At 42.2% G+C, this 12,542-nt stretch carries 15 protein-coding genes; 13 read left to right on the top strand and 2 right to left on the bottom strand.

The window, feature by feature from the left end; translation table 11 throughout:
* Positions 1-36: 36 nt before the first annotated feature.
* The 11 genes from L3069_RS23465 (at position 37) to L3069_RS23415 (ending at position 7,850) form a co-directional block, all read left to right on the top strand.
* On the top strand, positions 37-957 hold the full coding sequence (locus tag L3069_RS23465; RefSeq protein WP_000991697.1) for a hypothetical protein: 921 nt from the start codon (positions 37-39) through the stop codon (positions 955-957).
* 66 nt (positions 958-1,023) lie between these two features.
* Positions 1,024-1,962: a hypothetical protein gene (locus L3069_RS23460; protein ID WP_000472041.1), complete on the top strand. Its 939-nt coding sequence runs from the start codon at positions 1,024-1,026 to the stop codon at positions 1,960-1,962.
* Positions 1,963-2,133: 171 nt separating this feature from the next.
* Positions 2,134-3,090, top strand: coding sequence for a hypothetical protein (locus L3069_RS23455; protein WP_000149830.1), 957 nt, complete (start codon positions 2,134-2,136; stop codon positions 3,088-3,090).
* Between the two features lie 263 nt (positions 3,091-3,353).
* On the top strand, positions 3,354-3,629 hold the full coding sequence (locus tag L3069_RS23450; RefSeq protein WP_001004200.1) for a hypothetical protein: 276 nt from the start codon (positions 3,354-3,356) through the stop codon (positions 3,627-3,629).
* A 44-nt stretch (positions 3,630-3,673) separates the two neighbouring features.
* Positions 3,674-4,264 carry a hypothetical protein gene (locus L3069_RS23445; RefSeq protein WP_000578891.1) on the top strand — a complete coding sequence of 197 codons (591 nt, stop codon included), beginning with the start codon at positions 3,674-3,676 and terminating at the stop codon, positions 4,262-4,264.
* A gap of 7 nt (positions 4,265-4,271) precedes the next feature.
* Positions 4,272-4,529, top strand: a complete 258-nt coding sequence (locus tag L3069_RS23440; protein ID WP_001371933.1) for a hypothetical protein — start codon at positions 4,272-4,274, stop codon at positions 4,527-4,529.
* A 73-nt stretch (positions 4,530-4,602) separates the two neighbouring features.
* On the top strand, positions 4,603-5,139 hold the full coding sequence (locus L3069_RS23435; protein ID WP_000107167.1) for a hypothetical protein: 537 nt from the start codon (positions 4,603-4,605) through the stop codon (positions 5,137-5,139).
* Positions 5,140-5,155: 16 nt separating this feature from the next.
* On the top strand, positions 5,156-5,602 hold the full coding sequence (locus L3069_RS23430) for a hypothetical protein (RefSeq protein ID WP_000549069.1): 447 nt from the start codon (positions 5,156-5,158) through the stop codon (positions 5,600-5,602).
* Between the two features lie 90 nt (positions 5,603-5,692).
* Complete coding sequence (locus L3069_RS23425; RefSeq protein WP_000119428.1) at positions 5,693-6,655, top strand: DNA replication terminus site-binding protein; 963 nt, start codon at positions 5,693-5,695, stop codon at positions 6,653-6,655.
* 9 nt (positions 6,656-6,664) lie between these two features.
* Entirely contained in the window at positions 6,665-7,570 is a 906-nt protein-coding gene (locus L3069_RS23420) for a hypothetical protein (protein ID WP_001198595.1), read from the top strand.
* The gene (locus L3069_RS23415; RefSeq protein WP_001805195.1) at positions 7,506-7,850 is read left to right on the top strand and encodes a hypothetical protein; all 345 of its coding nucleotides are present in this window, start codon (positions 7,506-7,508) and stop codon (positions 7,848-7,850) included. Before L3069_RS23420 ends, L3069_RS23415 begins: the two co-directional genes overlap by 65 nt.
* A 21-nt stretch (positions 7,851-7,871) precedes the next feature.
* Here L3069_RS23415 and L3069_RS23410 read toward each other — a convergent pair whose 3' ends face one another.
* A complete protein-coding gene (locus L3069_RS23410; RefSeq protein WP_000795949.1) occupies positions 7,872-9,047 on the bottom strand; it encodes a tyrosine-type recombinase/integrase in 1,176 nt (391 codons plus the stop codon).
* A gap of 169 nt (positions 9,048-9,216) precedes the next feature.
* Here L3069_RS23410 and L3069_RS23405 point away from each other — a divergent pair, with 169 nt between their 5' ends.
* On the top strand, positions 9,217-9,429 hold the full coding sequence (locus L3069_RS23405; RefSeq protein WP_001285422.1) for an Hha/YmoA family nucleoid-associated regulatory protein: 213 nt from the start codon (positions 9,217-9,219) through the stop codon (positions 9,427-9,429).
* Positions 9,430-9,789: 360 nt separating this feature from the next.
* A complete protein-coding gene (locus tag L3069_RS23400; protein ID WP_001232447.1) occupies positions 9,790-10,872 on the top strand; it encodes a hypothetical protein in 1,083 nt (360 codons plus the stop codon).
* A 165-nt stretch (positions 10,873-11,037) separates the two neighbouring features.
* Here the strand turns inward: L3069_RS23400 and L3069_RS23395 are convergent, their stop codons facing one another.
* Positions 11,038-12,537, bottom strand: coding sequence for a helix-hairpin-helix domain-containing protein (locus L3069_RS23395; protein WP_001284318.1), 1,500 nt, complete (start codon positions 12,535-12,537; stop codon positions 11,038-11,040).
* Positions 12,538-12,542 lie beyond the last annotated feature (5 nt).

The raw sequence follows: 12,542 nt of genomic DNA, 5'->3' as shown, positions 1-12,542 counted from the left end.
CTTTGGGAGAAATCCCTCTATTAAGAGGGTATTTAAATGAATGCGATACAAAAGTTAGTTGAATCTATTCTTGTTAAAATGGGTTTTGTTGGCGCTGTAGTGGAAAATATATATTTGGATTCAAAACCATTTCGGCATATTCGATTTGTGGCTGATATTCCAGTAATATCTTTTCTACCTCATTTGGTGAAATATCTTAAGGGCGCAGACCATCTTTACTGTGGTAACGATGATTTGCATCCTCTTTTCATTTATTTTTCCGAAGCGGCTACATTAAAAGCAGGCCCTGTAAATCTCGCGAACTTTCGTTTTGAAGTTTCTATAGCTTCAACTCATTTACGACTGGTCTCAGAGCAGCCTGATTTGCTTATCAAAGGATTTAACCGGGATAATCTAGAATACGTTTATTACCGCTCAGATTTGGCCTCTAAGGATCTTATACTAGGCCTTGTTGAACACGGTTCTCCTTTCATAAAACATCTACATGGACTTATACAAAAGCGAATTTTAAACGAGTTCTCTCTGATTTTTTCTGTTCTTGAAAAGATTTTAGAAAGCGCGAAGCCACAAATTCTTGCTTGCTTCCATAGTGTTGATTATGAAATGAACGTAAAAATAATAGCCGAAGCTATACCTGAAACTGTATCTAATCAGATAGTCACATCTGATTATATAGTTAATTCTATATCAGATGCGGACAAGTTTATAAATCATGTTCGTCGCTATTTAGCAGGCAGGGTAATGAAGAGGCGGATATACGCTGAATTAGATGTTTGTGAAGAAACATCAAATATTTCACTAGTGAACTTAGGATGCTTTACGTCTCCTCTGCTCGTTACGGAATATCAAATGTTTAAGCCACACTCTTCAGGGTTATATCGAAAAGCTATAAACAACTCCTTAAAACAGTTCAAACCAGAAATGCATGTACCTTCTGAAGAACTCTTTTATAATTAATCTAACCCATCCGGGAACTTGCTTCCCGGTGGGAAGCACTTCCTTTTTAGTCATGAGGTAGTGTAAATGTTTAAAGAATCTGACCACGTGGAATTTGTTAGTGCCTTTCTTTATCAAAATTTAGGCCTTAATGTTCCCGCTGACGATATAACCGTTCAATTATCTGATACTTCGTTCGACAAAGTAACCTTTGATTACGATGTAGATATCGATAATTTAAATTGTATGTTGGATCTCTACATATCTGAACTAATAAAGCACAACGCATCTTACTCCGATTCTATTCTTTTGAAACAAAAAATAATTTATTTTCTTGGAGTATTTAAGAATTTCGGATTTTTTACGTTTGATATTCGCGGATATAGTAATACTTTAAGCCCAGTTAAAGTTATTGATATTGTTTCAATGATTATTAATGACTGTGAAGAGTTATCTAAAGCTAATTCTTCTACTGATGCTATAAGAAATCTTTATCTCGATAAAATGAAGGTGGATGGGAAAGTGTTAGTTGCGAAATTTGCACTTAAACAGTTTTTTCATTCCGACTTTGGTGACTTTATCTCATTTGTCGAGAAAAGAATTACAGATTGTCTTAATGAAACTTTAAGGATTATCAAAGCTGTTGAACATGGCTTTGTACGTGTTGGGCAGCATAAGATTAATCGCCGTATTAATGATGACTTAAAGTTATGCATTGATTTCAATACTGATGATTATCCGGCAAATATGCCAGATATATATATTAAGTTTAACGATACATTTGATGGGAACGGGGCGTTATATTGTGACAATGATGCCCTCATATCCCTCTATACCGATGTTGCTTCAATTATCAATGTGCCGGTGATGATGGAAGTAAGATTGATCAATAAAAGAGGGCGTGTTGTCTGTGATTCTTCGCATTCAACTTACGTATCTCTCGAAAGTAATGACCGATACAGAGTAACTGATCGCACATTACTAATAACTGAAGCTTTTGACGATTTTCGTAACGCGTCTCAATGATCCTTTTGCTTCAGTCCAAAAAAGTAACTTTGGTTGGCTGAAGACACTTGTCTATGACAATGTAAAATCTGTCGCTGGCATCTTCTTTTAGCTTAACCAAACTTTTATCTAACCCAGTGGGGAAGTCGCTTCCCTTCTGGGGCACTTCCTCTCAAATTTGAGGTAGTGTATATGACACATTCATCTGATGATAAAAACTATGTCCGAGCAGTTCTGAGCTATCTTGGCATAGATTTTGATGAGGCGGATATAGTATTAAGTGTTTGCCATTGTCAAAGTGACGAGCTTTCTTTTACCTGTAATATCAAAGCTATTGAACTCAAGAATGCTGTTGATTTATATGTCGATAGTATCTCTGAGAATGAAATAGAAGCTTTAAACAGAGAATCTTTAAAATCTCGACTCTGTTACTTTCTTGAGGTGTTTGACGCAGTCTCTGGTCAGTACCTTGAGATTTCAGGAAAACACTTTGCAACTAGCCGTTTTGAATATGATGATGTTTGTAGTGAAGTTCTTAGCATGTCTAATGATGTTTCTCAGTCGAAAGGTTATGACCGGGATGAATATAACAGACTGATGCAGGTTGATGGTCAGGTTATGATTGCCCGTTTTGCTTTGCAACAGTTCTGGGATACTCATTTTATTGGACTAATAACATTTGTATCTGAGTCTATAACATCGAGCCTCTATAAAGCTTATGAAACTTTTAGTGATATAAGTTTGGCTTGCTATAAACTGAGTGAATATTCTTATTCACGCTCTATCAACAGTGAATTGACCCTTAATATTTCACTTAAAGAAAATGACTTCTGTGAGGACCTATCTGATTGCTATATGGAAGATGAGGCTTTACCTTCTGGTAGGGTAATTTCTCGACGCAACAATGACTCCATAATAAGTATTTATGAGAGCTATGCTGCGGCTTCTTATATTCCGATGATTGCATCTTTGGAAGTCGTTGATGAATACGGCGAAGTGGTTACTGACCTCTGCCATACCGTTTATGTTTCAGAGTTAACCGGTGGGCGGATTAAAATCCACGACCGTAATGACTTAGTATCTGAAGTTTTCGATAACCTAAGAAATTTAAATCTTGCAGTTGGAGATTCAGTTTCACAAGCTGCTTGATTCTTTCCCTGATTTTGATTTTTTCTCACATACTCTTATGGCACGGTTTCCGTGCCTTTTTTTTGCCTCGCTTACAAGCGTCTACTCCTCTTCTACCTATCCCACCTTACATCACCACTTAAAATCTATCTTTCTAATTCCATTATCCTTTTCGTAGCCTCTAATGCTCTGGTATGAACATACTCTTTAAACTCAAAAAAGTGCTATTAACGAAAAAAAATCCCTAAAGAGATTTGTATACTGTTCTCAACCAAGGAGAGCTCATGAATGAACTAAAATCCAAAAACGAGAACAGTACCAAAAGCAACTTTCCCCCGGTTGATAATCAGTTTTGCTTTTACCATGTTGATTTCAGCATAGAACGACTACTTTCAACGGCCGAGGATCTCCAGTTTGAGTACATCTTCCAGAAACCTGGAAGTGAAGTAAGAAAGGATTTGGTTGAGCGATTCGAACGTGGAGAGCGCTTTGTTACAGCTTCACACTGTGACAATTTCTGTGAAATCCTTGGTTGTCAAGGCCATCAGGAAAATGCATAAACCCATAAACCTACATTTCCACTGTTAAGGATGTTCACTAAAGAATGATTGGAGAAAGTATTTTTGACTGGGTAATTTACGGAATATCCATTTTGATATTTGCCTCAGCACTAATTGAAGGAAAGACAACTCGCTACCCAGCACTTTTTTTCTATGGGAGTTTAATTTTAATGTTAATCCTGATAGTTGCTGGAGGCCTTAACTGGTGGTTCTACAGGTCAAAATATGGCGCAGTAATCGTTATCTTCACAGTGGTCTCTTTACTGATGACTCGATTCCGCCTGGTCATATATAAATTAAGATTAAGAAAGTTAGTTTCAGAAATCAGATTTCGTATAAAAACGGGTTTTCGTATAATTCTTGTTTTGTCGGATAATGAGGATGAGCGTAATGTTCTGCTGTCTATGCTTAGCAACGTATTGCCAGAGCAAACGCTTATTCACACGCGTGATGCTCTCGGACCTCATTCAGAGCCTATCCTAAAAGCTCTTGAGCTACATCATCAACAGGGAACAGGTTACATACTCGTCTGTGAACAACAAATCTCAGCGCGTACGTGGTTGAGTATCGTAGAAAATGGGAAACCTGATACATCTATAGCTGTTAATTTTCATTCGATCCCAGAAATGGAGTGATTTTTCAATGAGTAGAACCGTTTCACAAAGTGTCACAGAAGATTGTCTTTTTGATACCCGCACACAAGTCAGATTACAACTAAGTCGAAGCGTTCATAAAACGCTGGCATCTGCTAAAGAAATTTTACAGGGAAGGGGGGTTGATTCGGTCTCTATTGAAGATCTTGTGCGAGCCTGTCTTGAAGAGAACCAGCCAATTGATCTAGCCTCACTTTACCTTGAAAATCTCTTAAAACAGAAAGGTACCAGCATTTGCGATTTTTAGTGTTTTCAAACCTATTAGATAAAATGCCGGTTGTGTTTATATAACATCAATAATTTCATGCAACAGGTAAAACATGAGTACTCAAAAGCAACTTTCCAGAACTACCGGCACTGAACGTATGTTTAAGGAAGAGCTGGCGTTATCCTTAATTTGTTGGGTTTTCACCAGTCCTTTTACCAACTGGACCGATAAAGTCTTCAGTGGTATTGAAGTTCCGTCTGAAGGACCGTCATCATTACGGGGTGAGACAGAAAAATTCTTTCGTTTTGTCGTTAATGAAGAAGGCTACGACGCAGGAAGGGCTGCTATTGGTCTTGACCTATGTTGTTTTTCACTTCCGTTGTGTTTGTTCCCGGACGCTGCCCTGTCTGAGGAAGAGGTTATGAGTAAGTTAACCGGAGAAGTTATCCATGGAATTCTTCTTTCCTTACCTGAGTTTATTGATATGCCAGAAGTGCTCGCTTACCAGGTCAGGGATGAAATTCTTGCTTTTAACACTCGCTGTGGAGACGGGATCTTTCATGGTTGGAACACGGCTTCAGAATTGTGGAAGTTTGAAATCTTTCCCCGCACCACCATCATGATGCAGCATACTTCGGCAATACATTAAAATTAGGCGGGGCAGAATGCATAAAAAACTTTTTCTTCTCGAATGGAAACCCTGTCAGAGCCGCGTATGGGCCGGTTGGATGGCCCTGTGGTTGACTATCAGTTTTCTGATGTTATCTGCCTTGCTTATGACAGATCATCTCCTGAACAAAGTCATCCTGCCGCCAACATGGTTGTTGATCTGGTTTTCGCCAATGCTGGGGTTTTTGATAAAAGTTCGCGTCGTCGAAACTCAACATTTCCTGGAGCATGACCTCTGTGTTGCAGGTTTCTCTTTTTACCGCTGGAAGAGGTTAGTTTCTCCCGGGCTTTGGTCAGTTGACTGTATAAATGGTCGTTTTCGCCTCAATCGGATCACCCAGGTGGGTAAGACTATCCACTATCCATGGCGTCTCCATTATCATCCTTTGTTCATGAGCCCTATCGAACATAAATCGCATGCTGTGAAAGCTGTTTCAAAATGACTTCTTTAGAGGTTTACATGACATTTATGTTCTGCAAGGTCAGCCTGGGCAGCAAAATTGATTGGAAATAACATGAGCCTGGAGAAACGTATGAGTTATGACGATTTGCCCTATTTTCGTGACCAGATTCTGGAACGCATCGACTCGCTCAAGTGTTTTCTTTCGAACACCCCCCCGATGATGGCAAACCTGATGACTGTCTCCACCGTATCTAGAACAGAAGAGCGCTTGAAGCAGGTTAAACCCATCAGGGTTAGTATTAAAGACGATGCTTCGGTTGAGGAAATTATTCAGGCACTTACTGACATCTGTGTGGATGACATAGAGTCATTAAGTCATGATTCCACCAAAGTAACCACTAAATACCCGGGTCTAATCATTGTCCCCGAAAGAGCAGATCTTCTCGAAAGCTTGATCACTTCTATAAACGAAGCAAAAAATGATTTTGCTGCGGCAATGAGGCGTATCGATAATAAAAAGAATGTCCGTTTTGATAAAGTGCACAAGAAGCTCCCGGGCCTTGTCGCTATGCACTCAACAAGAAATATCCTTTTCATCAAGTCCCAGCTTAAAAAAGTTACTTTTTCATGGCGGCTAAACCGAAACCAGGAAGTTAAAACAGCAGAGCAACTTGTGAGTTTGTTGGAGCGCAGGAGAGCCTCAGAAGTAAAAAATGTAGCAACTACCAATTTGAATGTCGTGTCTAATATCGATAAGGCTTTACACCGTCTTGAATTTCACCCACTGAAGCAGGGCGAATCTTATCGCCTTTGTCGAACTAACTCTTTCCCTGTTCCGATTGCTCACATTTTTGCATTTAGGCCTGAAGGGCAGGAACGAAACGGGAATAAATATGCTGAGACTGATTATTCAGTAGTAAAAGCATCCTTGCCCATTTTCGCAGCAGGCAACATACCTCAATTAAAAACGCTCTCTGACTGGGCTCCTGAAAACAGCCAGGGTCCGTCCAACCAACGGAAGCTGAGCCTGAAATATACAGAACTCGTGCCGGGGGCTGAGCTGGGCATTTTCATTGTCAGCCCCGAAAATTAAGGAACAACAATGCAATGGATTTCCACAGCCAGCCAGAAAATCGATGAGCGTCTCTATCGTGTCTGCGTCTGGGTAAAAAAATATCACGCTGATGCGATTAACCGCGTTGTGCTAACCGTTGATCTAAGTAAAGCCCGACATGACCCTGACGAGGACCAGGTAAGAGCAGAGCTGCTGTGCGGCCATTATTTTTTGCTTCGTAAGGAAAACGCTTCGAACTCTGCGCCTGACGATCAAAAGTTTGCTTTCCTGCCTGACGGGCGCAATCTGTGTTGGCAGACCGCAACCCCGGTGCTTCAGCATCTCCTACTCAATAAAAACGTTCCTGAGTCGCTGAGGTTGCTTACGGACTACATACATATGCGTCTGGCCAGGCTGACAATGGTACCTATGTCCGGAACCATCATGAACGAGGCTCTGCTGGACAGCATCAGCTGGGTTAAGGTGGATTTGACCTACTTCTGGCAGTACGAACAGCTCAGCTCTCATCTGGGACCCATCCAGATAACCCACAAGGCACTTGTACGCTTCGGGCACCTGGCAAAGAATGATGAAAACTCCAGTGCCATAAGAATTCTGCGTCAGCGTCTGTCTTCAGAATTCTTACAAGAATTTCAGATGGCTGAGGATGAGCTAAAGCGCAAACAGTCGTTGATGGGCACCATGGACGTGAAAATGCTGTTTCATGCTCATTACCCCAGCCAGAAGATGCTGGTGGCTCGATATAAAAATGGTTGGGTAATGGTGGATTGTTTTCTGTTTCACCATACCAAACCTAAGAAAAAAGCAAAAAACAAAACTACTGTGGCTAAGCCTCAACTTAAACAGACTAAAAGAGAAGGGAGTGAAAATGGAACTGGGCATTATGGTGTGCATCGTGTTGTTACTCTCAGTGGCGGCGGCGTGGATCAGTAATAAGACAGTTGATTTGCTCGAAAGATTCTATTTCAAGCGTCCGCTGAGCATGGAGTACGCGGCATGGCTACGTGTAATGTGTGCAGGCTTGTTATTAGTTTTTATTCAGGTTGCTCCCCAATTTACACTCCTGTATACCCTTAAACTTGTCACGCTTATTAATCTTGGAATCCAGACAATGAAATTAAATGGCGTGTACAAATATAAAAGGACGGGAATTTTGCCTCCGGGAGGGGCACTCTCTAATCTCACCAGACTTAACCCGTTCAAGAAAAAATAAAGTTATGCGCCCGTGAGGGCGCTATTCATCAAAGGCATTTCGCATAAGCTTGATCATGGCTTTTTTACCAGCTTCAATATTGCGAATGTAGCGCATAACCATTTCTTCATTCGACCAGTTCCCCATTTCCATAATCTGTGGTAGCGAGTAACCTTCAATATCCAGCTGTATCGCACCGCCTACACGAACGCTGTGCCCTGTCCAGTAACGGGTTTTAGTCTCATTTGGATAAAGCTCATTCCACATTTCTTTAAATGCCCGTAAAAGGGAATTTTTGCTGAGCATACCGGCATCGTCCACAGTGTCTTCCTCATCTTCATCGTTCAGAAGACTTTGTTTAGCACGGTAGGGCAGGTTATGCCGTTTAAGAAGCTCAGATAGCTCATTCCCTTTACTCCGAAGCTTCCAGCCGGGTGGCATATAGCCTGTATCATGGAAATTTACGGCCTGGAAAAGGTATTCATCCGGATGACTGTGCTGATCCATTTTCACAAGGTTCATCAATCTCAAGAGGCAGTTAGTTAACTGACGTGTCAGCCGGTAGGTAAGAAGTGTACTGATGTTCGTTTTTGTACGGTATACCGTCAGGTTAAATTCACCGGTCATACTATCCAGAGACAGATCTTTCAGACGTATACGGCGAATTTCGGATGAACGGAGCAGTGTTTCAAAGCCTGTCCAGATCAGGCACAGGTCACGAAGCTTACGAACTGAGTTTGTAGTACTGCGTAACTTTATCAGAGCCTTGAGATCGCCAATAAGAAAGGGAGTTGCCTGTTTAGTCGTCTTTCGCTTCCGGGCTTCCGATTGTTTTAAGGCTTCCAGCATGTACCATGCTTCAGACGTAATAATCCCGGGCAGGTTAAGCCCTTTTTTATGGATACTGTTTAAGGCCTGAAGACAGCTGTTTATGCTGCTTCGTGACAATTTGCCTTCAAGATGCCCCATAAACGCCAGCAGAGCTTCCTCAGACACGGGGAGCGAACTTACTGGCCAGTCTGTATGCAACCGGGCATTCGCCTGATACCATTCGTTCCATACTCGTAGCCAGTGCAGATAGGTTTTAGCTGTGTTGTATCTCAGATGGGAAAAGTAACGGATCAAGCGTGAAAGCTGTTTATCATGGTTGCCGAACGTTTCCAGCTGCTGATGCAATTCGCTTTCCGAAAACTGTCTGATCACTGATTGATTCTTCATCCTGCTCACCGGGATACACTGGTTTTATTTACAGTCATTTTAGCACTCATGTACCTGGTTATGAACAGGGTGGAAACAACGAAAAAGGTTGTGAAATCGTTAGGCTTAAGTGAAAAATGATATTAAGATTATCCCTGGCCAGTTGAGGCCTGTCTAAAGAAGGTTGATTATGTCTGACACAAAGCAGTCTTATTTAATGAAATTCCGTAAGTGTAGTTCGTTCGAAACGCTCGAAAAAGTATTTGAAAGGTTATGTGAAAAAAACTCGGGTGTCGCCTCTCTTGAAATTTCTGGTGCTTATGATCATCGTAAAGCTGAACTGACAATGAAAAAGTTATATGACAAAGTTCCTGCGAGTGTGTGGACCTTTGTTCGCGAGTAATTATTGATATTGGCACAACAAAAAGACTGTGTCTGGATTTGAAAATAGTTTATGCCCCTTTCGGGGCTAAAGGCACTGTAATAGCCTGTCTTTTTAACTTTCTTATTAAGTTCGGAGAAAGACTTTAATCATAAGCCAAGCCCACTGCTAAATACATCCGATATTCTCCTTAATTTTAGAAGTTGTGATAAAAGTTACTTTACCTAAACTTCTCTCTCCATATTTGTAAGGCTCTCATTTGATTCTTGTCAAACATTAATCTGGAAAACTAAAAAATCATTTCTTTTAATTCGTTTTACAGAAATCCTCCTCCGTTATTTCGGATATAGTTTGAATAATTATCAAAAACGGGGTGCAGCCATGCGTAAGAGTTACACATTTGGTATTCCATTTGGACTCCAGAGAGAATCAGGACTCTTTTTAGATATTACAGAGGTCAGCCGGGGTATCGACTGTAACTGCATCTGCCCCGCTTGCAAAACTGATCTGTTAGCAAAGCAGGGGGAGGTCAAGCTTTGGCATTTCTCACACAGTACTGCTGTAGCCGGTGACTGTGATGGTCTGATGGAAGCCATCCGGGGAAAAATTATTGAAGTCATCAACGAGCACCAGGTTCTTGGTTTCCCAAATCTTCTCGCTGGCGACGATGGTGGGCCGGTTTCACTGAATGAGGTTATTGGAAGCGGCAGTATGTTCGGAGGCACAGCTGATCTGTTCGTAAAGGTTAATGATTTATGTGTGGCCGTCTTTCTGGACAGGGATCGTAGCATTTCTGCGAAGTTAACCTTTGACCACCTTCATCCTTCCGAAAGAGTTGCCGCATTGCGTATCGATCTTCCAGATATTGAATATGAAATCAGTCAGGTGCAGCTCGGGCGACGTAAAACAACATACAGTGAGTGCATTGAAAGCCTGATCATTGATGAGACCAGTTCCCGGGAATGGCTATATCATCCATTAATGCATGAACTTGAATCTGAACCTCTTCAGGAGTATCGGGGACGGGAGCCTTCAGAGGAAGGGCCTCTTCTTCAGCGCCTTGCTGACTGTAAGATGAAATTGCCTGATATCCTTCCGGGCAGTCATAACGCGTTAGTCAGGTTACAGCAGGATACGATTGTATGTCTGTGTAGGTTAACGGTTCGGGCTTATGACATCGCTCAGACCGATGAATTTCCTTTGTTCCTTCGCTATTTCAGGTTGCACTGCCTGGAAAACAGCGAACATGTCAGTTACGAAAGACTGATCTGCTGGCAGGAAATGATTTCAAAAACCCAGGAAGGCCAGTCCTTGACACAAAACGAACTTGAATATCTTCATGAGATTGTCCGCATCGCCTTATACAATCACCGGCTTAACAATGTCAGTATTTCAGATGTTAAAAACCATGACACAGGAAAGGAGAGCGGCAGGGTAGAGCCACAAAACTATTCACTCTTATAAATAAATTGGGCTTTGCGCATTAAACCCTTGCCGCAGGAGGTGTACCGCATATCCGGCACAGACAGTCAGTTTTTCTGGCAGCTTAAATTTGACACAGCTTAATATAGTGATTCATTAAACAGGTTCAGTATGCTGCCAGAACGTTTTAGTCGTTATGGGCGTCCGTTAGTTTTCTACTAACTGAACGACGACCAGCCTGCCGCCTTCCTCCTTTGACAGAACAAACTGAGCGTTATTCGTCAGTTCAATTTTTTCCCCAATGGCAATCTGTCGTTTATCCGGTAATGACATAAGCCCATTTATGCCTTCATTTACTAACCACCACTGATCGTTATGGAAAACAAAATACCCAACTCGTTTCCTTTGCAAATCGGTTGTACGCTCATTTGGCGCAATGAGGCGATTCACATGCCACGCATAGATTGACTGCCCGCTCCACACCATCAACCGGTGGTCGTCAGGACGATAACTGCCTTCCTTTCGGGAAGAATATAAATTTAGAACCGGTAATTTACCCTTGTATGGCGTACCGCAGTAGGGACAAACCGGCTTTGTCTTACCCGAGAAAACGTACCATTTCTGTTCACACGCCTTGTTCTGGCAGGGCTGTATCAGATCGACTGTTTTAACCAGGGCGCTTTCCCACTCATCGGCGGTCGGGCGTTTAGTGGCATCGTGTAAGCCATCTATAAAGGCGCGCTCAAACAAAGGTGTCAGATAAGGGCCCATGATGGTGTAAGGAATTTTCTCCGGGTCAGCCCAGGGCAGTGAAAAGGACGATAGCTGACTGACTTTGACTGCATTGCTTTTGTCTGTCGGATGTTCAATGAAGAGTGCCTTCTCACCCATAGATAAGGTCTCATCACGTACTTCATCCGACATGTCATGTATTTTTCCGCCACGTAGCGGATGACGGAAGAACAGATACATGTAGATAAGCACCGACAGCGCATGACGGTCAGTAGTAATGCTTGGCAATACGCGGTTCGGATCCTCTTTGGAAAGATGACTGGTTTTCACCACTTCCGGAGCGATAAAATCCGGGGTGCCCACCACGTCGGGAGGATACTTTCCAGGGACAACCAGGCCGTCTACGTCAATGATGCAGGCATGTCCCATTTCTGGATCGATAAGCACGTTTTTATAGCTTAGATCGCTGTGACAGAGACCTGCCGCATGCATCCTTCTGACGGCTCTTGTCAGCAGCAGACAGACCTTGAGATAGGTAAGCGTATTGCCTCGTTCACGTGGGTCGAGAAATTTGTTCTGGTTGCTGGCGCTGGCAAACCATTTGCCTTCCTTTTCACGACCTTTTATGCCAAGAAAATCATCGTTTTTAGAGCCGTATTTAAAGAAAAAGTAGCTTTTGTAGGTTGGAACCACGATGCCGATTTTATGCCCATGCTCAACAACATGGGTCGGCCAGCAAAACAGGTCCTTCCAGTATTCACCTCCGGACTGGCCAAAAATGTTTTGCCTGTAGCGTCCGGTGATCATATCAATCCGATCCCGGGCCTGCTCGTTCTGCGGTTTATGATAAAAAGCGACGACGTATGATTTATCAGGCGAAAAGTAAACATCCTTCATCGAGCCCGAACCAATTACCTCGTCAACATACTGGACTGTTTCGCCGTCCTTTGTTTTGCACGTAACGATATTTGCCATATTGA

The organism is Enterobacter cloacae complex sp. ECL411 (assembly GCF_021869665.1).
Lineage (GTDB): Bacteria > Pseudomonadota > Gammaproteobacteria > Enterobacterales > Enterobacteriaceae > Enterobacter > Enterobacter intestinihominis.
Note: the sequence above shows the minus strand (reverse complement) of the source record. Positions and strands in the feature narration are given on the sequence as shown.